The sequence below is a fragment of the Brucella sp. LJL56 genome, from assembly GCF_054871705.1.
In genome coordinates this window covers 591,880-614,687 of record NZ_JBTXLQ010000002.1, presented here as the reverse complement: position 1 = coordinate 614,687, position 22,808 = coordinate 591,880, and the positions used below count along the sequence as shown (strand labels likewise).

The window sequence follows — 22,808 nt, the reverse complement described above, 5'->3', positions numbered from 1 at the left end:
AGTTATGGTAGTTTCGTCGGGCATATGGAGTGCTGACACCCCGCCGGCCGTCGAAGCCGACGCGGTGTCGTGAAAATCAGAGAATCACGCGCCCGCGCAAAGGTGCTGGCGAGCCTCCTTGTATTCACGCTCGAGCCGGTCGATCAGTTGTCCGGCAGGAGCCACTTCGCGGATAGCGCCGATGCCCTGACCGCAGCCCCAGATATCCTTCCATGCCTTGGCGCCGTCCTGCTGCGCCTTGTCGAAGTCCATCTTGGAAGGATCAGCCTCCGGAAGGTTGTCCGGGTCGAGGCCCGAATTAGCGATGGACGGCTTCAGGTAGTTGCCTCCAATGCCCGTGAAATAGTTGGAGTAGACGATGTCGGATGAATTCGAGTCGACGATCATCTGTTTATAGGCATCTGTCGCGCGCGCTTCTGTCGTGGCGATGAAGGGCGAGCCGATATAGGCAAGATCGGCGCCCATGGCCTGCGCCGCAAGGATGGAGCCGCCATTGGCGATGGCGCCGGAAAGGAGCAAGGGTCCATCGAACCAGGAGCGGATTTCCTGCACAAGTGCGAAGGGCGATAGCGCGCCCGCATGGCCGCCCGCACCGGCAGCAACTGCGATGAGGCCGTCCGCACCCTTGCGGATTGCTGAATTGGCGTGGCGGTTGTTGATGACGTCATGAAGGACGATGCCGCCATAGGAATGGATCGCGGCATTCACTTCCGGCACTGCACCGAGCGAGGAAATGACAATCGGCACCTTGTACTTCACACAAAGGCCGAGATCGTGCTCAAGCCGCTTGTTGGAACGGTGCACGATCTGGTTGACCGCGAATGGCGCGGATGGCCGGTCGGGATTGGCCTTGTCGTAAGCGGAAAGGCCTTCCGTAATCTCTGCCAGCCATTCATCAAGCTGCGCTTCAGGGCGGGCATTGAGCGCAGGAAAAGAGCCGACGACACCTGCCTTGCACTGCGCCATCACCAGAGCCGGATGGGAAATGATGAATAGGGGAGCACCAACCACCGGGATGCGCAGTCTGCTTTTCAGAATATCCGGCAAGGCCATCTTCAACCGTCCTCCTTGATTGACGTTTGCGTAAACGTAATAGTTTTAGCAGCTCTTTGTCCAACGGCAATATCAAAAGCGTGCGAGCCAGCTTGTCGATAGGGTCTGCCCCGCTGTCGTTGAAAAGCTTGACAAGGCGTGTCGAAAGTCAGCCGATGTGCATGTTTTGGAAGCATAGGGGCGCTGCTTCTGCCGAAAATGCCCATTGGGAGGGAATCGCCTGCACACTTCAGGATGTCTTGCTCACCCGCAACGGGCGCAGTTTGATCCTGTAACGCTATACGGATGGGGGAAAACCGCATTCAGAGTTAATATTAGGTGTCTCCGACATGCTTATCAGCTAGTCAAAGCGGGTGATGAACAGGTAAATGCCTTGATTCAGACGTTAATTTCGCTGAGGCTTATGAAATCGTCTGTATCGGGGACCGCTTGCTCCTGTTGGGGGCGTGACAAGATGGCGGGAAGAACGAACAAGGGAAGAGCAGCCTTTGGAAAGTATTGAGCGCGCGATCAGGAATGCATTTGCCAAGGCGGATGCGCATAATCCGGCGACCCGCCAGCGAATTTATGAATCCGCCTGGGGTGCGCATGAGCGCGCTCTTGCGACGAACACCGCGCTCAGCGATGCGCAAAAGGAAGAGCGTCGTCAGAAACTGAAGGATGCAATCTCTCGTATTGAACAGGAATTCAAGACCGGCAGCAGCACGGAAGATCGTCGCGAGCCGTCGCTCGGCGCTTCGTTCAGAGAAGACCCGGTGCTTGGCGGCAGGGCGGAAGAAGCATCGCCCGCACTCGACACCGGCGATATTCGTGCGACCTCGCGGCAGAAGAAGCGCAGCAGTGCCGACCTTGGTTATGAGGGCGGCGTGTCGCGCAAGGACCGCAGGAAAAAGAAACGCCATTCACCTTTCTACAGCTACGGTATACCGGCGCTCGTACTGGCTGTCGCCGCTTTCATCGGTTATTCGCTCTATAACAGCTTTATCGATTTGAGCCGTGGACCGGCGAATAATCCGCTGCATAGCGACGGCAATATTGCGCCCTTGAAGGAAGGCGAGGAGCCAGGCGGGCTGAAGTGGATAACCATCTTCCAGCCGTCAGAGGCGACACGCATGTCGGTCAAAGGACGTGCGACGGCTGAAATCAAACAGGAAGGCACGCGCAGTTTTGCCCGCATCCAGTCTTCCGGTGCCGAAGATACGGTTACATTTGACGTCGGTGAAGGCATCTTGAATCAGTTGGAAGGCAAGAAGGCGACCTTCAACATCGTGGCACGCACCGATGATGGCAAGACGACCCAGATGTCAGTCAATTGCGATTTCGGCAGTCTTGGCGACTGTGGACGCAGGCGCTATGACGTGCGCGATTCCATTAGCGACTTCCTTTTTGACATGACTGTTCCGTCCGGTCAGAAGGCGGGTCGCGCGGGCACCATCACCGTCAACTCTGATCTCAGCGGTTCCGGCAAGCCGGTCAACATCTATGAGATCCGCGTTTCGACGGCGGCTGATTAAAGCGCATTCCGAAAAGAGTGAAACGCCTACGCAGGGAAATCAGTTCACTGGACTGATTTCTGATCCTGCTTCGATCAGATAAAATGCGCATAAAAAACAAAAGGTTAGAGCGCTTTTCGATCTGCTTCAATCAGATCGGCGCTCTCGTCAGGTCAGCAGCTTTTCCAACGTTTCAAGCCGATCCGCTTCGCGGGGCGGTTTATCCCACCGAAGCCGCGAAAAACGCGGAAAGCGCATGGCGACACCTGATTTGTGGCGCGTGGAACGGTTGAGGCCTTCGAAAGCGACTTCTACCACAAGCCCATGATCGGGTTCGGCGCGGACAGACCGGACCGGTCCGAAGCGCTCGGTGGTATTCTCGCGCACGAACTTGTCCAGCAATTTCAGTTCTTCGTCCGTAAAGCCGAAATAGGCTTTGCCAACCGGAACGAGCACCGGCTCGTCTTCCGGTCCCGTCCAGACGGCAAAGGTGAAATCTGAATAATAGCTGGAGCGCTTGCCGTGCCCACGCTGGGCATAGACAATCACGGCATCGACGGTAAAGGGATCGCGCTTCCATTTGAACCATGGCCCCTTGGGGCGTCCGGGCAGATAGGTGCTGTCGTGACGCTTCAGCATCACGCCTTCGATGACGGGATGGGGTGGATTGGAGCGAAACTCCGCCAGTTCCTGAAAGTCGCCAAAGGGCAGGACGGGTGAGAGATCAAAGCGGCGCGGATCGAGCCTGCCGACGAAATTTTGCAGGCGGGCGCGGCGCTCGGAAAAAGGCAAGGTGCGCAAATCGCTGCCTGTCTGCTGGTTTCCTTCCTGCAGCAGATCGTAGGCGCGCACGAAAGCCGGATAGTCGCGTAACTGCTTCGCGCTCACGGTCTTGCGGTTCAGTCGTTGCTGGAGATCGGAAAAAGTGGCTGTTTCTATGCCGGTTTCGCCATGATGACCGACGAGCAGTTCGCCATCGATTGCGCCTTCGAAATCCATAGCTTCCAGAATATCCGGGAATGCGCCGGAAATATCGTCACCGGTGCGCGAATAGAGGCGGCGCACGCCACCTTCCGAAACCGCCTGCACGCGAATGCCGTCCCATTTCCATTCTGCACTGTAGGCAGGCGCCTCGAGCGAGGAGAGGTCAGCTTCATCGAGGGCAGTTGCCAGCATGACCGGGCGGAAGGGTGCGGCTGCGGTGGCGGCAGGTTTTTCACCACGGCCTTCCAGCCAGGCGAAAAGCGCCTCATAGGGTGATGACTGGCCGTGCCAGAGTTCCTCGATTTCCACGACGTTGACGCCGCCGAAATCAGCAAGGGCCTGTTTGGCCAGACGGGCTGAAACCCCGACGCGCAAACCGCCGGTAACGAGCTTCAACAGCGCGTAGCGTTCAGAAATGCCGAGCAGATCGAGCCATCCTGCCACGAGCATGGGGCCTTCGCGACGCGAAGCATTCTGCAATTCGTGCACCACGATCCCAAGTGGCAGATTTGCGCCGGGCGCGGTTTCGCTCGGACCGGGCCAGATAAGCGAAATCGTTTCGGCGAGGTCTCCCACATAATCATAGGAATAGGCAAAGAGTGTAGGATCGGTGCGCTCGGCTATCAGCGCCCGCAGCATGGCGGGTTTCACGCTTTGCAGTTCGAGATCGCGCGTGATTGCCGCCAACGCCAGACCGCGATCCGGGTCGGGCGTGGTGCGGAAATAGTCGACAAGCAGCCGAAGCTTGCCGTTACGCTGCGGTGTCAGAACCAGTCGGTCAAGAAGTTCAGCGAAGGCACGCATCAATCGCCCTCGTCTTCATAGCCGACGAGATGCAGCGGCTTTGCCGGTATGTTCTGCAGCTCGCACCAGCGAACGAGCGCTTCCTCGCGCCCATGGGTGACCCAGACTTCGGCGGGTGCGATTTCCGTTATGGTCGCGGTCAGTTCATCCCAGTCGCAATGGTCGGAAATGATGAGCGGCAGCTCCACGCCCTGTTGTTTGGCGCGCTGGCGGATGCGCATCCAGCCGGAGGCGAATGCCGAAATGGGATCGGGGAAACGCCGTGCCCAACGGTCGGAAAAGGCCGAGGGCGGGCCGACGATGATCTTGCCTGCAAAATCCGGCTGTGCTTCGTCACGTTCCAGGGTTGCTGGTTCAAGGGGGCCGAGATCGATACCTTGCGACTGGTAGTAATTGCAGATCTTTTCCAGCGCACCATGAATGTAGATCGGTTCTGAATAGCCAGCATTGCGTATGAGTTTGATGACACGCTGTGCCTTGCCCAGCGAATAGGCACCGACAAGGTGCGCGCGTTCAGGAAATTGCCGGATTGATCTGAGAAGCGTCGCGATCTCGTGTGACGCATCCGGATGACGAAAGACCGGCAGCGCAAAGGTTGCTTCGGTGATGAAGACATCACAGGCGACAGGCTCAAAAGGCGCGCAGGTCGGATCGGCTGCGCGCTTGTAATCGCCGGAAGCGACAATGCGGGTTCCCGCCTTCTCCACTGCGATCTGGGCCGAACCGAGCACGTGGCCTGCGCCATGAAAACTCACCCGGACACCGTTGATCGTAAGGGTTTCACCGAGGCTTATCGGTTGGGTCGTTTCCGCGAAGTTTGCGCCGTAGCGCAGCGCCATGATGTCGAGCGTTTCGGGCGTTGCCAGCACATGAGTGTGGCCGGAGCGTGCATGATCGGAATGCCCGTGGGTGATGAGCGCGCGTTCGACCGGGCGCACAGGGTCGATGTAGAAATCGCCGGGCGGGCAATAAAGGCCTTTGGGGGAGGAACAGAGAAGCTGGTTGAAACGCATGGTTTCAAGATAGGTCATGAAGTTTGCGCCGAAAAGGGAGGGAGCCCTTTGCTGCTGACAAAATGAGAACAAAAGTGAACAAATGCCTTGGCGACCCGCTTTGCTGCGATTAGATTGACGGCGTGACACTGAACCTGAAGCCCGCCGCCGCGTCTGCCGCTTTCCCCTTGCCGGACCGTTTTCTCGAATGGTTTGCGGCCAAGGGCTGGTCGCCGCGCGCGCATCAGCTTGAGCTTCTGGCTCGTGCCGAACAAGGGCAATCCACGCTCCTGATTGCGCCCACAGGGGCAGGCAAGACGCTGGCCGGGTTTTTGCCAGCGCTGGTCGATCTTGAGCGTCAAGGTCGCAAGAAACCGGGAATGGCAAGACGCGGTGTTCACACGCTTTATATCTCGCCGTTGAAGGCTCTGGCCGTCGATATCCATCGCAATCTCACGGTGCCGGTCGAGGAAATGGGCCTCGACATCACCATCGAGACCCGGACCGGTGACACGCCCGCGCACAAACGCCAGCGGCAGAAGCTGGCGCCGCCGGATATTCTGCTGACGACGCCAGAGCAGCTTGCACTGTTAATCGCTTCCAAAGGCGCGGAACAATTCTTCAAGGGTTTGCGCTACGTGGTGCTGGACGAATTGCACTCGCTGGTGATTTCCAAGCGCGGGCATTTGCTGGCGCTCGGGCTGGCGCGGCTGCGCCGTCTGCAACCGCAATTGCAGACGATCGGCCTTTCCGCCACGGTGGCTGAGCCCGATGAACTGCGCCGCTGGCTGGTGGAACAGGACGGCACCGGACCCATGGCTGGTCTTGTGACGGTGGATGGCGGTGCCAAGCCAGAAATCACCATTCTCGATTCCGATGAGCGGGTGCCATGGTCTGGCCACTCCTCGCGCTATGCGATTCCCGATATTTATGAGGCGATCCGCCAGCATCGCACGACGCTTCTGTTCGTCAATACGCGCAGTCAGGCGGAAATGTTGTTTCAGGAGCTCTGGCGGGTCAATGAGGACACGCTGCCGATAGCGCTGCATCATGGCTCGCTCGATGCCAGCCAGCGCCGCAAGGTCGAGCAGGCCATGGCCGCCAACACATTGCGGGCTGTGGTCGCGACCTCGACACTGGATCTCGGGATCGACTGGGGCGATGTCGATCTGGTCATTCACGTTGGTGCGCCGAAGGGGGCGAGCCGCCTTGCGCAGCGCATCGGCCGCGCCAATCACCGCATGGATGAGCCAAGCCGGGCCATTCTCGTGCCCGCCAATCGCTTCGAGGTGATGGAGTGTCGTGCCGCACTCGACGCCAATTATCTGGGCGCACAGGATACGCCGCCCCTGATCGACGGGGCGCTGGATGTGCTGGCGCAACATGTGCTCGGTATGGCCTGTGCCGAGCCTTTCAACGCCGATCAGCTTTATCGTGAGGTGCAGAGTGCAGCGCCTTATTCGAACCTTCCGCGAGATACATTCGACCGCATTCTTGATTTCGTGGCGACCGGTGGCTACGCGCTCAAGACCTATGAGCGGTTTGCGAAAATCCGCAAGACCGTAGACGGCACGTGGCGGGTATCCAATCCACGCATCGCGCAGCAATATCGGCTCAACATCGGCACGATTGTCGAAGCGCCAGAGCTGAATGTGCGACTTACTCGTGGCGGCAAGGGCGGAAATGCGCGCGGTGGGCGTGTTCTGGGGCGGATCGAAGAATATTTCCTTGAGACACTGACGGCTGGCGACACATTCCTGTTTGCCGGAAAGGTGCTGCGGTTTGAAGGCATCCGCGAGAACGAATGCATCGCTTCCAATGCTGCCGGGCAGGATGCCAAAATTCCTGTCTATGCAGGCGGCAAGTTTCCACTTTCCACCTATCTCGCCGCGCAGGTGCGCGCGATGCTTGCCGACCGCACGCGCTGGCAGTTTTTGCCGGAACAGGTGCGGGAGTGGCTTGAAGTGCAGCAGTGGAAATCCGTGCTGCCAGCAACTGACGAGCTGTTGATCGAAACCTTTCCGCGGGGCAATCGCTTCTACATGGTCGCCTATCCGTTTGAAGGCAGGCTGGCGCACCAGACGCTCGGCATGTTGCTGACACGCCGTCTGGAACGCATGGGCGCACATCCGCTCGGCTTTGTCGCTACCGATTATTCGCTGGGGCTTTGGGGCCTCAAGGATATGGGCGCGCTGATCAGCACCGGAAAACTCAATCTCACCCGACTGTTCGACGAGGATATGCTGGGGGATGATCTTGAAGCCTGGCTCGATGAAAGTTACCTTTTGAAACGCACTTTCCGCAATTGTGCCGTGATTTCAGGGCTTATCGAGCGTCGTCATCCGGGACAGGAGAAAACAGGCCGTCAGGTTACGGTTTCCACCGATCTGATCTATGACGTGCTGCGGACCCATGAGCCGGACCACATATTGCTGCAGGCGACGCGCGCGGACGCGGCGACCGGGCTGCTGGATATCAAGCGTCTTGGCGACATGCTGGCGCGCGTGAAAGGTCATCTGCTGCACAAGCCCCTCGACAGGATTTCTCCGCTGGCACTGCCTGTGATGCTCGAAATCGGGCGTGAGCGTGTGGCAGGTGAGGGCGATGAAATGCTGCTTGAAGAGGCCGCGGACGACCTGATCAGAGAGGCTATGCAATGAAGACTGCAGTGTGGGGAAATGGTGAAGCTTACAGTCTGGCCCATACGCAAGTGCGTGGTGTCGCGACTGTGTGCGATCCATCCGGCGCGGTGTTCCTGCCCGACCTGCATATGCTCATCGTTTCCGACCTGCATCTGGAAAAAGGCTCATCCTTTGCCCGACGCGGCCAGCTCATCCCGCCCTATGACACCGCAGCGACGCTTGACATGCTGGCGCTGGCAATCGCGCGCTATCAGCCGCGAACCGTCATCAGCCTCGGTGACAGTTTTCACGATGCGACGGCCAGCGAGCGCCTGCCGTCGCTTTATGCCATCCGTCTGAAATCGCTGATGGAGCATCGCGACTGGTTCTGGATTACCGGCAATCACGATCCGGATCGCCCGGTTGACCTGCCGGGCGATTGTGTGGAGGAACTGGCAGTCGGGCCGCTTGTTTTCAGGCATGAACCATCGCGCAAGGCCGGGCAGGGCGAGATTGCAGGCCACCTTCATCCGGCGGCCCGCATCGTGCGGCGCGGACGATCGGTGCGCCGCCCCTGTTTTGTGAGCGACGGCGAAAGGCTCATCATGCCTGCTTTTGGAGCCTATACGGGTGCGCTGAATATTCTGGATCGCGCCTTTCGAGGGCTGTTCACTGAGGAGACCCTGCGCGCCTATATGCTGGGTCAGGGCAAGGTCTACCCGATAGCGCGCGGTGCGCTTTACAGTGGTTAATCCCTGCGGAACAGAATGCGCCCGAACCAGCCGGTGAAAACGGCGAGGAAAACGGCGAAGAGGCCGTAGAGAAAGCTGTTTTGATGGGCGGCATCATAGATGCTCTGTTCAAAACCTGCCTTGACGATTTCCAGACTGGCATTGGCTTCACGCAGAAAAACACCGTTGCGAAATAGAAGCGCCCTGGCCTTGTGGCGCCCCACCGGTACATTGGCGGGCAGGTTCAACGTGGCGCGAAACAGGGTGCGGGAAATGAACTCCACGCCCCCTATGCGCTGTGTGTAGAGGCCCTGCCGGATTTTCATCTCGCGCAGTTCGTTGCCGAATGTCGGGATATTGCCTGACAGGCTGCCCGCATCTTCCGGGACGAGATAGAAGTTGCGCACGCCAACCGAAAGCTGCCGATAGATTTTCTCTTCGGTAATGTCCTGCAGATTGCGGGTGGAGGCCAGCGAATAGGAGAGTGGCACGCCCATGAAGGTTTCCGAATCCGCATTGACCCAGACACCGAGATAACGGTCCTTCTTGCGCACCACGAGGTCGCGCGAAGGGCCTTGCAGCACGACGATGATGTCGTAACGGCCCTGCCGCTGGATCATCGGGTCGGCATTGTCGAGCGCGCCGAATATGGTGAGATCGGTGCCGCCAAAATTCGATGTGATGGCGATGGTTTCGGTTGAGAGCCCGATCTCGATGGTTTCATCGGCGGGGTTCTGCAATTGCGGAACCGTGTTGCCGTTACCGCTGGAATCGACCTGCGCCAGCGCACTTCCCGTCATTAGAAGGAACATCAATGCGGAGGAAAACGTGAGGCTCCGCATGTCAGATATCCGCAATCGAGATGGAAAAAAGATTGTCGGGTCGTACAAACAGGCCAAAGGCGAGACGCAGGCCAACGGCAAGCACCAGAAGCGCCAGCAGAAGGCGCAATTGTTCGCCGCGCAGTTTCTGTCCAGCGCGCGCGCCATATTGCGCGCCGATAACGCCGCCAACCATCAGCAGGAAAGCAAGCACGATGTCGATGGACTGGTTGGTTGTCGCCTGCAGGACGGTTGTGAATGCAGTTACAAAGGTGATCTGAAACAGCGAGGTTCCCACGACCACATTGGTTGGAACATGCAGCAGATAGATGAGCGCTGGCACCATGATGAAGCCGCCGCCGACACCCATCACGGAGGAGAGAAGGCCGATGAAGAAGCCGATGCCGAGCACAGGAATGATGCTGACATAGATGGTGGATGCCCGAAATCGCATCTTGAATGGCAGACGATGTATCCACGTGTGCTGGCCGGAGCGCCGCACGGCACCAGCCTGCCCCTTTTTTACGCGGCGCAATGCACGCACGCTTTCCACCAGCATCAATCCGCCGACAGTGCCGAGAAAGAAGACGTAGAGTATGGAAACGATCAGGTCCAACTGGCCGAGATCGCGCAGCCACGAGAATACGAAGATACCAACGAGCGAACCCAATATACCGCCCGCCACAAGAAACAGGCCCAGCTTGATATCGAGCGTTCGACGTTTGAAATGCGCAAGTGCCCCCGAAACCGACGAGGCTATGACCTGATTGGCACCGGTGGCGACCGCGATTGCAGGTGGAATGTTATAAAAGATCAGAAGCGGTGTGATGAGAAAACCACCGCCAACGCCGAACAATCCGGACAGAAAACCCACGGCAGCGCCCATGCCGAGGAGAACCAGCATGTTCACCGATAATTCCGCAATGGGAAGGTAAATACCCAATTCCGAACCCGGCTTTCACGAACGCATGACATACATCTGCTTGCGGTTGCGCTTCTCCGCAAGATGTCTCACCCTACAAAAACATCTCCGGCAAAATTATGAAACGGTTCTGAGCGCGGAAATGCATGAAAACAAGTAGTTAGGCTTAACTCGAACTTTGAGTTTCAACCGGACCACTTCTCACAATGTCTTGCTCTGTCGCCGTCGCGGAGTCAAACGCCGATTGCCGATAAAGTCATATCGCGGAACTCTATTTGAGGAAAAAAGCAGGGTGTTGTTTAAGAACAACAAAAAGAGCCGTGAACAGTGTTGAAAACAGTCGCTGCCGGTATAATCCCACAGAATATATAGGAAATACATGAGCGAAACTTGGCCGCGATGCACTGTTAATCAATCGGTCGCGTTTTGGCGGTTGCTGATGACGATATTGATATCTTCTTTCGGCGTGATGAGGGAATGGGCTGACGACGGATAGAACTGTGCGCGGATTGAGATGTTGTCGGACATTTTACTGTCGGTCAGGGTGCCGCTCTTTATGATATAAAGATAAGGATTGGTCAGGTTCACACTGAAGTTTCCGGCAAATCGGCTGCCGGACTTGAAGCCGAAGCAGTTCATGCTTTCTGCATAATAGCTGCCATTCATCACATTCCATTCCTCCATAGGGCTGGAACGCGTCAAACAGGTCTTTTTGCCATCGGGGGTGGTGAAGTTCGCGTTGAACGACACAGCTATGAATATATTCTTCAGCTCGAAACTGCCGGATACAACCTTGAAAATGGATTTGTAGGGATGAATATCCTCCGCGGGGACAAGTTGCTTGTCGCCGGAGGAAATTTCAAAGTCGATCGCATCTCCCTGGAACCCCTTGATATCCTTGTCCAGTGCGAGGGGAATTTTCGCGATGATACCGTTTTCCATGTCGTTGTTTACGTGCAAGAGCATCGTCCATCCCCTCGTTGATAGGGCATAGATAATAAGGCTCAACGAGTCGATTCAACCTGTCACTTCTTTCAGACCTTTATGTTTGAAAAGCAAAAAGGGTGGCGTAGGCCACCCTTTCGGAAATCTTTTAGTTTCAGTATTTTACTTGTTCTTCTCAAGCAGAAGCTGAACCAGTTTCTGGTCAACGTCGCCGGTAGGCTTCTGGCCATTTGCCTTCTGGAATGCAGCAATTGCGGTGCGGGTCTTGCCGCCCATCAGACCATCGGCTGAACCAACGTCATAGCCGTTTTTCTGAAGAATAAGCTGGATGTTGCGAACCGCCTTCTTCATATCCACCGAGCCGGTAGTAAGCGGTTTGCTCTCGGCCCATGCATCCGGTACGTCGATGGAATTGGTTGCCTGGTCGAGCGGTTTGGCCTTCCAGAGCTTGACCGTGTCCTGGGCGCGTTCGAGCTGTTCCGGCTTCAGGGCCTTGGCAATCTGGTCACGCTTGTCGGCAGCATCCTTGTCGCCAGCATTGGCGGCGAGCGAGAACCATTTGTAGCTCTCTTCCAGATTGGCTGGCATTCCCAGCCCCTTGGCAGCAAGGATGCCGAGGTTGAACTGGCTGTCCTTCACACCGAGTTCTGCAGCGTCGGTGAACCAGCGCACTGCGGAAGTATTGTCCGGGTTGCCATTGGCACCGGTTGCGAAAAGGACGGCAAGATTATGCATCGCGCTTGCATTGCCCTGCTGCGCCGAGAGCTGATACCAGGTCTTGGCCCTGTCGAGGTCGCGAGGCATGCCAAGGCCCTTTTCATTGAAGTTGCCGAGGCGATATTGCGCCGGTGCGAAACCCTGACTTGCGGAAATCTCGTACCATTTCGCCGCCTTGGCAAAGTCGGCGGCAACGCCGCGGCCTTCCATGTAGCGGTTACCGACTTCGAAGAGGGCGCGAGCATCGCCCTTGGCCGCAGCTTCGCGAAGTGCTGCCGGACCGGCTTCTTCCGGCACGGGCGGAATAGCGGCCTGAGGCTGTGCGGCAGCTTCGGTCGATGCTGCCGTTTCCACGGGTTTCACCGGATTGGCGGCTGTAGCAGCAGGCTGTTCGACCTGTGTGGGGATTTCCACCGCTGCCTGTTGCTCATCTGCTTGTGCCGGGGTTTCTTCCTGCGCAACTTTCTCCGCACGCGGTTCCGTAACCGGAGGCACTGTTGCGGGGGCGGGCTGCTCGAGCGCAGGTGTCGTGTCTGATGCGATCTTCGCAGCGATTTCGTCGGCTGGTGCAGGTGTGCTGTCGGTGGCAGTGCTGTCGATCTGCGGCGGCGCTGTATCGATTGCCGATTCCACCGGTTCGTCGCGGTTGAGGAAGGCAGAGCCGATTTGCAGACCGGCCATAGCGATCATCACGGCACCGATTGCCATCAAAATGGGTTTGCGCTGGCGCTGGATCATGTCGCCGACTGACGACTTCTTCTTGCCAGAGCGTTTGGTTGCACCCTTCTGAAGCTGTTCGGCTTCGGCGGCGGCAAGCTGCGCGGCGCGCCGTGCCGCCGTTATGAAGTCCACTTTGCCGTTGGCGGCAAGTGCCGCATCGGCAGCATCTTCGCGCTGGCGGCGTTCTTCGCGCACCCGCTTCATGATCGAATTAAGATCCGGCATGCCTTCGCCTTGAGGGCGAGGAGATGGGGTTCTTTCAAGCTCAGGTTCTTCGCGCGTGATCGGCTCGATGGCAGCAAGATCGCTTTCGAAGGCTGGCGCGTCGAGTGTCGCATCAAATGCGCTTGCTTCGAGCGTTTCGTCGTTCTTTCCAGCGGACGTATCGGCACGGCGACCGCGTATTGCCTTGGCAAAACCACCAAAAATCGATGACTTTCCAGCCGTGTCGCCCGCCTGCATATTGACAGGACCGGCTTCGCTCTGAACGGTCGCGAATGCCGCTTCCGCAGCGGCCGCAGCCGGTGAACGCGGTGCCGATGGGCGCGGTGATCCACCGTTGGGGCTGGTGAAAACCGGATTTTCGGTGTCCTGTGTGTCTGATTTACCCGCTACGTCCTGCTCAAGCCTGGCCAGACGGTCAACGATCTTGACGAGTGTGTCATGCACGGTCTCGAATGTCTTGCCGTTGCGCTCGTCGGAATTACGCGCCAGAGCTTCGAGCGATTTCATGTCGTCGGCGAGTTGCCGTGCGATCAGGCTGTCACCATGCGAACCGTGCTGCAGAACCCGCGCGACCGCACTTTCGGCGGCTTCACGAGCAGCGTCCAGCACTGTTTCGCGATTGGAGGCGATGGAGCGTTCGATGGAATCAAGACGCGGCTTCAGCTCTGCGATTTCGGCGACGGGCTGCGCCAGATGGTGCGCAATATTTGCAATCTGATCTTCAAGGCTGCGGATTGCCTTCATGTCCAGTCCCGGACCTTCATAGGTCGGCGCCTGAAGAAGACCCAGTGAAATCTGCTGCGAGAGATCGTCGAGGCGGCCTTCCAGCGTGTGGATCGCGCTGTTGTCGACATGCTGTGTGGCATATTGCGTGTCGAGACGCTGTGTCAGTTCCGCGAAGCGGCGGTCGATCTTGTCCAGAACGGCAGGATGTGGCTCTTCGGCTCTGCGTTCGGCGGCTTCGAGTTTTTCGCCGATGGCTTCAAGGCGCGCCTCAACAGCCTGATAGTCGGACTGGCTGAGATTCTCCATGACCTTGCCAACCTGATTGGCAAGCAGGTTGATCTGGTGTGCGAGCTGGTCGATGACGCCGTCCGGTAGTGCCGAGCCGGTTGAAAGTCCGTCGATACGCGAGGAAAGTTCACCGAGCTTGCGATAGAGCGTGTCGGAATTCTGCTGTGTCGCCGAAGCGGCAAGCTGTTCAGCAAGTTCCGCCAGCCGGTTTTCAATGCGCTCGAGACGGCGCACGCCATCCTGATCCGGGTGCTGGGCGCGGCTTGTGGCGATGATGGCTCGACTGATTTCGTCCAGTCGTTCGTCTATTTGCTGCAGGCGGCTCTGTTCCAGCGACGATGCATGTTGCGGGCTGAGGGATTCCTCGATGGAGTTTGCAAGCTGGCCGATGCGATCCTCTATGGCACTCAAGCGGTTCGACTGCGGCAGGGTGCCGATGGCGTCACGCACCTGCTCAAGCCGCGAGCCGATTGCATTCAATGCCGGATCGACGGTGTTGTGGCGCTGCTCGAACGCCTCGAAACGGGCGTCGAATCGGTCCCAGCGATTATTGAGGCGATGCAGCGTTTCTTCGCGAGCAAGGCTTTGGACCGTGCGGCTGAGCTCTTCGAGCTGGCGGCGGAGGGCCTGCGCATTGGCTTCGCTGCTGCGGTCCGCGAGAAGGCGCACACTGTCGTTGATACGGTCGAAGTCGTCACTCATCCGCTGTGAAAAGCCTTCTTCACTCGCTGCGCGTTGAAGACGGGTCATCTCGCGGCTGGCATGGCTGACCTCGGCGCTGGAAGCATAATGTTGCTGCGGTTCTTCGTGGCTCGCGCGCATCCGACGCAGATTTTCGGCAATTTCGGCAAGGCCGGTGACGGTCTCGTCCGGATGGCGAACAGGCTGACGTTCCGAGCGCAGAATGTTGCGCACGTCTGGGGTGTCATCCTGTTCCAGATCCATCAGGCGCTTTTCGAGGCTTGCCAAAGTCCGGTTAAGTTCTTCCATGGCGGGCGAAGGCGCTCGGCGCTCGCGACGGGCGTTCAATTCGTCAATAATGGATCGTGAACCTGACGCCAGATCTGGGTTTGCCATGAGAAATTCACTTTTTCCAATGATAGAGACCGCCGAGAGCAAATTTCACCAGCGCAACAAGCGAGAATTTGCTCTGCTTACATTTGTACAAACGTGGTAAATAACTCGTTAATTTATGCGACTAAGTGAGTGCTTTAGTGGGCGCGGAAAGCATCCCACGGTTGAACGGGCTGAATTCGGCGTATCAAAGCAGCCCGACATGAAAAGCGGATCTATCGAGCATGGAAGACGAGTGAATTGCGGCGGCGAGTGTAAATCGAAGCTGCTGCACTGACAGCAATGTCAATGTGAGCTGTCATCAACAGTGGTTCCATCGCGCAATCGTGCGGTGACCGGGCGTTTCCGGGGGCGGAAACAGGTAGAACATGAGTAAACAGACAAAGGCGCACAAGCTGGCTGCAGATGTAGCGATTGCGGATCTGCTAACCGGCGCAAGCGGGCATGTGCAAAAGGAAAATCCGTCAGGTGGTCAACTATACCGGATTGGTGATTTGGCCGAGGAATTCGACCTGACGTTGCGGGCCTTGCGTTTCTACGAAGGCAAGGGATTGCTTAATCCGCGCCGTGCAGGCGTGACGCGGCTTTACGATTACAACGACCACACACGATTGCGTCTCATCCTGTTTGGACGTCGCATCGGCTTCACGCTGAGCGAGATGGGGCAGCTTATCAGCGTGTGGGAAAACGGCGGCGACTCCGCCGAGATTGAGAAGCTGCGCAAGCGCTTCAAGGAAAAACTGGTCGAGCTTGAGAAGAAAAAGGACGAGGTTGACCGGTCCGTCGACGAGCTTCGGGCCATTCTGGTGCGGATGGGAAAAGCGCCACGCTGATTGCGGGCATATGGCGCCATTAAATGTGGCTGCCTTTGTCTGGATGATGGGACAGACAAGGGCAGCCTATTTATTCGTAATAAAAAATATAGTTAAAAATCAACGCTTCCAGAATGCAATCCAGACCTTGACGCCATACGGGGGAATGACGGAATGGCCTACCCTGTATCGGTATTATACAAGCCGCTTTTGCACTCTTCGTTTTGTTCTGCAGGCTGTGCTTTGGTCTAATTCACCAACACAGATGTTGCTTGCAGAGCGAGAACGGGTTGCGCCTGACAATATGAAAAAGTGTTAAAACCTTCTGTTCATTGAAAACGAGGTCATCTTACCTAAACTTAGATCGATCTTAAAATAGCAACTTGCTGGGTAAAATTCTTCAATCGTTGTCGACTAATTTAAGTGTAGCTGAATATTGAAATGTAATTTCGTGAAAACTGATTTATCCGCAAGGCGATCTCCCGAAGTCTTGGTCCCGGAAGTTCTGGAAAATATGTATTAACTCGTGCCTCTCCGATTGCGCTCCGGGGTGTCCTGGAACGATCCAAATACTGTTCACAATTATTGCCGCCATCTTTTTTATTTGGGTATATTTGCGCATCTCCGAATGCGTGACCTCGGTCAATACAGGTCAAGGCAAGCTCTGTCTGCAAGGGGCGGAATGTTTCAGCCTGTCGCACGAAGTGTGCTGTCTGGCGGGAACTTCGACGCGGTAGTCCGGTTATCCCAGCCTTGCGACTTAACGCGAAAGTGAGGCTGAAAATGAAAAAAGCTCTTGTTCTGACCGCAGCGGCGTTTCTCGCCAGCTCCGGTTTTGCGCTCGCGCAGGATCGAGTGCTTATCGAAGTGCCTCAGGCAGCGCGCGATTATGTCATAGCGAATCCATCGGATCCTGTCGTTATTGAGGGGGAAATCGGCGACGGCTACGTCCTTCCCGATGCGGTGGCGGTTCATCCGATCCCCGAAAATCCGGATTTCGGTTATATCTATGTCAATGGCGAGCCGGTGATTGTTTCCATGCAGAACCGTCAGGTCGTCTATTACGTCGATGAGCCGAATGCCGGTCCGCTCGTGCCGAAGGAAATCGTGACCTATATCGAAACCAACCCGGTTGACCCGGTCATGATTGAAGGAGATCTGGCGGAAGGTTCGGTCATCCCGGAAGATGTGCCGCTTGTGGCCGTTCCCGACCAGCCAACTTATTCCTATGTTTATGTGGAAGATCGCCCGGCTCTGATTGATACGCAGACCCGCCGTGTCGTTTGGGTCAAGTAAGCACGATAGAGGGGATCAAATAGGGCAGGGAAAGGCGGCAGAGTTGCCGCCTTTCTCACATGCTACATATGGTGCATCTGGGATGCCGGGCCGACATAGTCGGCGTGGTCGTCACCATTCAGATTACTTTGCCAGTCGACAATAACCTTTTCACCGGGCCGTACATTTGGATGATAGGGCGGATAGAGTTCGAAGCTCTGACCGTCGGCCAGGGTGACGACGTGGCTCGCCTGATCGTAAGACTTCAGTGTACCCATGGTGAAATCTTCCGCATGGGCGGCAAACGAAAACAGCGAAACACCTGCCGCAATGGCAGCCATAAGGTGGTACCGCATTTCAATCTTCTCCCGAATGGCGCAAACTGGATTGCGCTCCTCCGAAGGATCGTCAACTCGCATATTCATTCAACTATGCCGGGCCGATCCCGTCTATTAAAGTAGCAATTAATTTGTCGGGTTCCATGGCAAAGCCGATCAACAGAATTCACGCCCGATCACAGCTCTGCGACTGGGATTGAAGGGCGAAAACCCCCATCTATTCGTTACAGTAAAGCTGGAATTGAGGGCTCATGCCGACGAAATTGCCCAATAATTTTCGGTAAGCTTTGCTTTTATGCACCGTTGTTTTCAACCATTCAAAAAGTTCTATGGTGAAATCGATTTGACGTGAAAAATAAAATTGGCCTGCTACCCTTGTAGGCAGTGACATAAGGGTATATTTATTACAAATCGATTTTGTCATCGAACGACAAGGCGCGTATTGCGTCCTGACTTTTCTTTCAATTTCGTAAAATACGCAGCGAAATTTATTTCGTTATTCTTCAACCGTGCGAATCGAAAGGAATTCTCTATGGCAAACGGAACAGTAAAATTCTTCAACGGCGGCAAAGGCTTCGGGTTTATTCAGCCTGATGATGGTTCGCCAGATGTGTTTGTTCACATCTCTGCTGTTGAGCGTGCAGGTATGCATACGCTCAATGAAGGTCAGAAGGTGAGCTTCGAGCTGGTGGCTGATCGCCGTTCCGGCAAGAAGGCTGCTGATAATCTTCAGGCGCTGTAACTCGGCGTAAAGACATTGTCTCCGATCTTTGACCACGGATGTACTGGCATTGATTGTTGAGGCGATTGAAAGGTCGGGTTTCTCCCGGCCTTTTTTATTTTGGAGTGCATCCTGAAAGGTGTGAAACGGCTTTTCACCGGGAGTAGGTAGAATGCCCGAAGAAAAATCGGCGGGACTGACCAAGGATACGCTCTTCAAGAAACCGCTTTCGCGCATGGAGGCAAAGAGCGCTGTAACCGACCAGACGGCTAGAGCCATCCTTCAGCACGAAAAAGCTGTGGTGGATGCCAAGACCGAACGGTTGAAAGCTGCGCGCCTTGAGCGCGACAGGCGCGATCCGTAGCATATTCGGGTGCGACAAGCGCGATCCATGGAATGATCGTGCGTTCGTGCAAAATGAATGAATGGAGACCGGTCGCCGCGGCGCGATGAAACGATGACGTTTTGTCGGTTGGTTCGCTGGACCATGAAAGGAGTTAATTTGCAAGTCGTTGTACGAGATAATAACGTCGATCAGGCGCTGCGTGTGCTCAAGAAGAAGATGCAGCGCGAGGGAATTCTGCGTGAATTGAAAGAACGCCGGGCTTACGAAAAGCCTTCGGAAAAGCGTGCGCGGGAGAAGGGCGAAGCTATTCGCCGTGCGCGCAAGGATGCGAAAAAGAGAGCTCAGCGCGAAGGCCTTCTGCCAAAGCCGAAGAAGAAGGTTGCTCCCACACGGTCGAGAACCCCGGTCGCTCCTGCAGCAACGACCTCTTCTGCTGCCTAGTGGATTGAATTTGACGTTTGATACCCGTCTGACATAGATCTCGTTTCAAACGTCAAACTCGAAAATTCCACTAGAAATATAAATCTGCTAGCGGGCTTTTCGATTCCGACATTGGCGCGGCATCCATATCCGATGGATGCAAATGTCGGAATCAGGCCACTAGCCGATTTTCCGAAAAACTTCGATCTGACACTTCAAGGCAGACCGCCGGAACGAAAGCGTTCCGGCGGTTTTTTGCTGGCACGGGCAATCGTGATTAGAGCGCATCCCGAAAAGTGTGAAACGGTTTTCGGATCAGATGCGCGTCAAAACAAACAGTTGAGACGCGCCGAGCTGATTCAATCGGATCGAGACGCGCTCTAGCTGCGACATGCTCTGGGTCTGTTTCGCGCATGTTTCCATATGCTCCAGATCTGGTCGATTGAACATTTCCCCAAGTCGCACGAACTTGTGTAATTTTTGACGTTTACGGAAACGTCAAAGTAGGTTAGCTTCGGCTCTGAAGTGACAGATCGTGCGCAAGATCCGTGATACGGTCGGTCAAAAAGTAGCAAAAATGGCGGTTTTTCGCAGAAAAATATCCCTTTTTGTTGCAACATGCGCGCTGTCACAACGTTTCGCTATAATGTGGCATGCAGGCATGAAACGCGGTTACGGGCTCGTTCCAGCCATCGCGGAACGGCTCAGGTGGTGAATTTGGAGGATTTCTATGCCGAGCTATCGCGCGCCAGTTGAGGATACGAATTTCGTTCTCAACGACGTTCTGAATTATCAGCGCTACAACAACCTGCCGGGCTTTGCCGACGCGTCGCCCGATGTCGTCGAGGCGATCCTGTCCGAAGGTGCGAAGCTCGCCGAAGGCACTTTATTTCCGGTCAACCACACCGGCGATCAGGAAGGTTGCGTCCGCGCATCAGACGGTTCTGTGAAGACGCCAAAGGGTTTCAAGGCCGCTTTTGATCAGTATCGCGAAGGCGGTTGGCTCGGTCTCGCCGTGCCCGAACAATATGGCGGGCAGGGGCTGCCTTATCTCCTGCACACGGCTGTCGGCGAATATATGTCGTCGGCCAATATGGCGCTCACCATGTATCCGGGCCTGACGCAGGGCGCGATTGCCGCGATCCTGACCCACGGCACCGATGAGCAGAAGGACACCTATCTGCCGAAGATGGTGGAAGGCACCTGGACCGGCACGATGAACCTGACCGAACCGCATTGCGGTACGGATCTGGGCCTGCTGCGCACCAGCGCCGCACCACAGGAAGACGGCAGCTACAAGATTTCCGGCCAGAAGATTTTCATTTCGGCCGGCGAACACGATATGTCGGAAAACATCATCCATCTGGTGCTGGCCCGTATCGACGGTGCGCCGGAAGGTGTGAAGGGCATTTCGCTGTTCATCGTGCCGAAGTTCATTCTTGATGAAAATGGCAATCCGGGCGAGCGCAATGGCGTTTCCTGCGGTTCCATCGAAGAAAAGATGGGCATCCACGCCAACTCCACCTGCGTCATGAATTATGACGATGCGACCGGATATCTGATCGGTGAGGCGCATAAGGGCCTGCGCGCTATGTTCACCATGATGAACGAAGCGCGTCTCGGTGTTGCCCTGCAAGGGCTTTCGATTGCCGAAACGGCGTACCAGAATGCGGCGATCTATGCGCGTGAGCGTATTCAGGGTCGCGCGCTTTCGGGTGCCGCAGAACCGGACAAAAAGGCCGATCCGATCATCGTGCATCCGGATATCCGCCGCAACCTCATGAACATCCGCGCTTTCAACGAAGCCGGTCGTGCGCTCATCCTCTGGACGGCGCTCAACTCCGATATTGCGCACCGCGCAGGTGATGAAGCGCAACGTCAGGCGGCAGACGATCTGGTCGGTTTGCTGACGCCGGTTCTGAAAGGCGTTCTGACCGACAAGGGTTTTGAACACGCCGTCATGGCGCAGCAGGTCTTCGGCGGTCACGGCTATATCGAAGAACACGGCATGAGCCAGTATGTGCGCGATGCGCGTATTGCTATGATCTATGAAGGCGCAAACGGCATTCAGGCGCTCGACCTTGTTGGCCGCAAGCTGGCGCTTAACGGTGGTCGTGCGGTTACGGCCTTCTTCAAGGAAGTGGGCGAATTCTGCGAAACCAATCGTGAGAACGAGAAGCTTTCCTTCTTCACCAAGCATCTGAAGAAGGGCCTCAATGATCTTCAGGCCGCTACCATGTGGCTGATGCAGAATGCGATGGCCAAGCCCGACAATGCCGGTGCTGCTTCCAACGATTACATGCATCTCTTTGGTCTGGTGGCGCTTGGTTACATGTGGGCGCGCATGGCGAAGGTTGCCGAAGAAAAGCTTGGCAGTGGTGAAGGCAACAAGGCGTTCTTCGAAGCCAAACTTGTTACCGCGCGCTACTATTTCGAGCGGATCATGCCGGAAAGCGCAGCACATCTCGCACGCATTCAGTCGGGTGCAGATAGCATGATGGCGCTTAACGCAGACGCATTTTGATTTAGAGATCAGGCTGGACTTTCGGGTTCAGCGGGAAGGAGTAAACATGGCTGAGGCTTATATTTACGATCACGTGCGCACACCGCGCGGACGTGGCAAGAAGGATGGCAGCCTGCACGAAGTGCCTGCCGTTCGTCTGGGCGCGAAGGTTCTGGAATCGCTGCGCGACCGCAACGGCATCGACACCGCCAAGGTCGATGACATTATTTTCGGCTGCGTCGATCCGGTCGGCGAAGCTGGCGCGGTCATCCCGCGGTCATCCGCATTTGAAGCCGGTTACGACTTCAAGGCGCCGGGCATCCAGATTTCGCGCTTCTGCGCTTCGGGCCTCGATGCGGTCAATCTGGCGGCAGCCAAGGTCGCCTTCGGTTCCGACGATCTGGTGATTGCAGGCGGCGTGGAAAGCATGTCCCGCGTCGGCATGGGCATGTCGGGCGGCGCCTGGTATATGGACCCGTCGGTTGGTTTTCCGGGCTATTTCATGCCGCAGGGCGTTTCCGCCGACCTGATCGCCACGAAATACGGCTTCAGCCGCGATGATGTCGACGCCTATGCTGTCGAAAGCCAGAAGCGTGCCGCCAAGTCGTGGGAAAAGGGCTATTTCAAGAATTCGGTCATTTCGATCAAGGACCAGAATGGCCTGACCATTCTCGATCATGACGAACATATGCGCCCAACGACTGATATGCAGGCGCTGGGCCAGCTCAATCCGTCCTTCGTGATGCCGGGCGAAATGGGTGGTTTCAATGCGGTCGGCATTCAGGCGCATCCGGAAGTCGAAACCGTCAATCATGTCCACCATGCCGGTAATTCGTCGGGCATCGTGGACGGCGCGGCTGGCGTTCTCGTCGGTTCGAAGAAGGCTGGGAAGGCCTTCGACATGAAGCCGCGTGCGCGCATTCGTGCTTTTGCGAATATTGGTTCGGAACCGGCGCTCATGCTGACCGGTCCGGTCGATGTGACGGAAAAGCTTCTCAAACAGGCCAAGATGAAGATTTCGGACATCGATCTGTTCGAGCTGAACGAAGCCTTCGCCGCCGTGGTTCTGCGTTACATGCAGGCCTTCGACATTCCGCACGACAAGATTAACGTCAATGGCGGCGCCATTGCTATGGGCCATCCGCTCGGTGCAACCGGTGCGATGATCCTCGGCACGGTGCTGGATGAGCTGGAACGCCGCGATCTCAACACCGCGCTGGTCACTTTGTGCATCGGTGCCGGCATGGGTACGGCGACGATCATCGAGCGCGTGTAAA

18 protein-coding genes are annotated in these 22,808 nt (G+C 56.5%); 10 read left to right on the top strand and 8 right to left on the bottom strand.

The genetic code is table 11. The features are described from left to right. Positions 1 to 84: 84 nt before the first annotated feature. Positions 85 to 1,053 carry an NAD(P)H-dependent flavin oxidoreductase gene (locus ACYSN1_RS11410; protein WP_140019372.1) on the bottom strand — a complete coding sequence of 323 codons (969 nt, stop codon included), beginning with the start codon at positions 1,051 to 1,053 and terminating at the stop codon, positions 85 to 87. 488 nt (positions 1,054 to 1,541) lie between these two features. On the opposite strand from ACYSN1_RS11410, the gene ACYSN1_RS11405 reads away from it, so the two are divergent. Further along, the gene (locus ACYSN1_RS11405) at positions 1,542 to 2,567 is read left to right on the top strand and encodes a hypothetical protein (RefSeq protein WP_461725756.1); all 1,026 of its coding nucleotides are present in this window, start codon (positions 1,542 to 1,544) and stop codon (positions 2,565 to 2,567) included. A gap of 147 nt (positions 2,568 to 2,714) precedes the next feature. On the opposite strand, the gene ACYSN1_RS11400 is transcribed toward ACYSN1_RS11405, so the two are convergent. Further along, positions 2,715 to 4,334, bottom strand: coding sequence for a cisplatin damage response ATP-dependent DNA ligase (locus ACYSN1_RS11400; RefSeq protein WP_461725755.1), 1,620 nt, complete (start codon positions 4,332 to 4,334; stop codon positions 2,715 to 2,717). After that, positions 4,334 to 5,347, bottom strand: a complete 1,014-nt coding sequence (locus ACYSN1_RS11395) for a ligase-associated DNA damage response exonuclease (protein ID WP_461725881.1) — start codon at positions 5,345 to 5,347, stop codon at positions 4,334 to 4,336. The genes ACYSN1_RS11400 and ACYSN1_RS11395 overlap by 1 nt, the downstream gene beginning before the upstream one ends. A gap of 122 nt (positions 5,348 to 5,469) precedes the next feature. Here ACYSN1_RS11395 and ACYSN1_RS11390 point away from each other — a divergent pair, with 122 nt between their 5' ends. Together ACYSN1_RS11390 and pdeM are read left to right on the top strand one after the other, a co-directional pair. Next, positions 5,470 to 7,986, top strand: a complete 2,517-nt coding sequence (locus ACYSN1_RS11390; protein ID WP_461725754.1) for a ligase-associated DNA damage response DEXH box helicase — start codon at positions 5,470 to 5,472, stop codon at positions 7,984 to 7,986. Beyond that, on the top strand, positions 7,983 to 8,699 hold the full coding sequence (gene pdeM, locus ACYSN1_RS11385; RefSeq protein ID WP_461725753.1) for a ligase-associated DNA damage response endonuclease PdeM: 717 nt from the start codon (positions 7,983 to 7,985) through the stop codon (positions 8,697 to 8,699). The genes ACYSN1_RS11390 and pdeM overlap by 4 nt, the downstream gene beginning before the upstream one ends. On the opposite strand, the gene ACYSN1_RS11380 is transcribed toward pdeM, so the two are convergent. The 4 genes from ACYSN1_RS11380 to ACYSN1_RS11365 form a co-directional block, all read right to left on the bottom strand. Continuing rightward, on the bottom strand, positions 8,696 to 9,520 hold the full coding sequence (locus ACYSN1_RS11380; protein ID WP_461725752.1) for a TIGR02186 family protein: 825 nt from the start codon (positions 9,518 to 9,520) through the stop codon (positions 8,696 to 8,698). The genes pdeM and ACYSN1_RS11380 overlap by 4 nt on opposite strands. Position 9,521: 1 nt before the next feature. Then, positions 9,522 to 10,403, bottom strand: coding sequence for a sulfite exporter TauE/SafE family protein (locus ACYSN1_RS11375; protein ID WP_407921838.1), 882 nt, complete (start codon positions 10,401 to 10,403; stop codon positions 9,522 to 9,524). Between the two features lie 429 nt (positions 10,404 to 10,832). After that, positions 10,833 to 11,363, bottom strand: coding sequence for a hypothetical protein (locus ACYSN1_RS11370; protein WP_461725751.1), 531 nt, complete (start codon positions 11,361 to 11,363; stop codon positions 10,833 to 10,835). Between the two features lie 165 nt (positions 11,364 to 11,528). Continuing rightward, positions 11,529 to 15,119 (bottom strand): peptidoglycan-binding protein, encoded by a 3,591-nt coding sequence (locus tag ACYSN1_RS11365; protein WP_461725750.1) that lies wholly within the window; start codon positions 15,117 to 15,119, stop codon positions 11,529 to 11,531. 365 nt (positions 15,120 to 15,484) lie between these two features. Here ACYSN1_RS11365 and ACYSN1_RS11360 point away from each other — a divergent pair, with 365 nt between their 5' ends. After that, the gene (locus tag ACYSN1_RS11360) at positions 15,485 to 15,949 is read left to right on the top strand and encodes a MerR family transcriptional regulator (protein WP_461725749.1); all 465 of its coding nucleotides are present in this window, start codon (positions 15,485 to 15,487) and stop codon (positions 15,947 to 15,949) included. A 762-nt stretch (positions 15,950 to 16,711) separates the two neighbouring features. Continuing rightward, on the top strand, positions 16,712 to 17,224 hold the full coding sequence (locus ACYSN1_RS11355) for a DUF1236 domain-containing protein (RefSeq protein ID WP_461725748.1): 513 nt from the start codon (positions 16,712 to 16,714) through the stop codon (positions 17,222 to 17,224). Between the two features lie 62 nt (positions 17,225 to 17,286). Here the strand turns inward: ACYSN1_RS11355 and ACYSN1_RS11350 are convergent, their stop codons facing one another. After that, complete coding sequence (locus ACYSN1_RS11350; RefSeq protein WP_461725747.1) at positions 17,287 to 17,559, bottom strand: hypothetical protein; 273 nt, start codon at positions 17,557 to 17,559, stop codon at positions 17,287 to 17,289. Between the two features lie 514 nt (positions 17,560 to 18,073). Here ACYSN1_RS11350 and ACYSN1_RS11345 point away from each other — a divergent pair. From ACYSN1_RS11345 to ACYSN1_RS11325, 5 genes are all read left to right on the top strand, one after another. After that, positions 18,074 to 18,283 (top strand): cold-shock protein, encoded by a 210-nt coding sequence (locus ACYSN1_RS11345; RefSeq protein ID WP_105543986.1) that lies wholly within the window; start codon positions 18,074 to 18,076, stop codon positions 18,281 to 18,283. A gap of 151 nt (positions 18,284 to 18,434) precedes the next feature. Beyond that, the gene (locus ACYSN1_RS11340; protein WP_461725746.1) at positions 18,435 to 18,626 is read left to right on the top strand and encodes a hypothetical protein; all 192 of its coding nucleotides are present in this window, start codon (positions 18,435 to 18,437) and stop codon (positions 18,624 to 18,626) included. A 138-nt stretch (positions 18,627 to 18,764) separates the two neighbouring features. Beyond that, positions 18,765 to 19,049 carry a 30S ribosomal protein S21 gene (rpsU, locus tag ACYSN1_RS11335; RefSeq protein WP_140018855.1) on the top strand — a complete coding sequence of 95 codons (285 nt, stop codon included), beginning with the start codon at positions 18,765 to 18,767 and terminating at the stop codon, positions 19,047 to 19,049. A 709-nt stretch (positions 19,050 to 19,758) separates the two neighbouring features. Next, positions 19,759 to 21,552 (top strand): acyl-CoA dehydrogenase C-terminal domain-containing protein, encoded by a 1,794-nt coding sequence (locus ACYSN1_RS11330; protein ID WP_461725745.1) that lies wholly within the window; start codon positions 19,759 to 19,761, stop codon positions 21,550 to 21,552. A gap of 46 nt (positions 21,553 to 21,598) precedes the next feature. Then, the gene (locus tag ACYSN1_RS11325) at positions 21,599 to 22,807 is read left to right on the top strand and encodes an acetyl-CoA C-acetyltransferase (protein ID WP_461725744.1); all 1,209 of its coding nucleotides are present in this window, start codon (positions 21,599 to 21,601) and stop codon (positions 22,805 to 22,807) included. Position 22,808 lies beyond the last annotated feature (1 nt).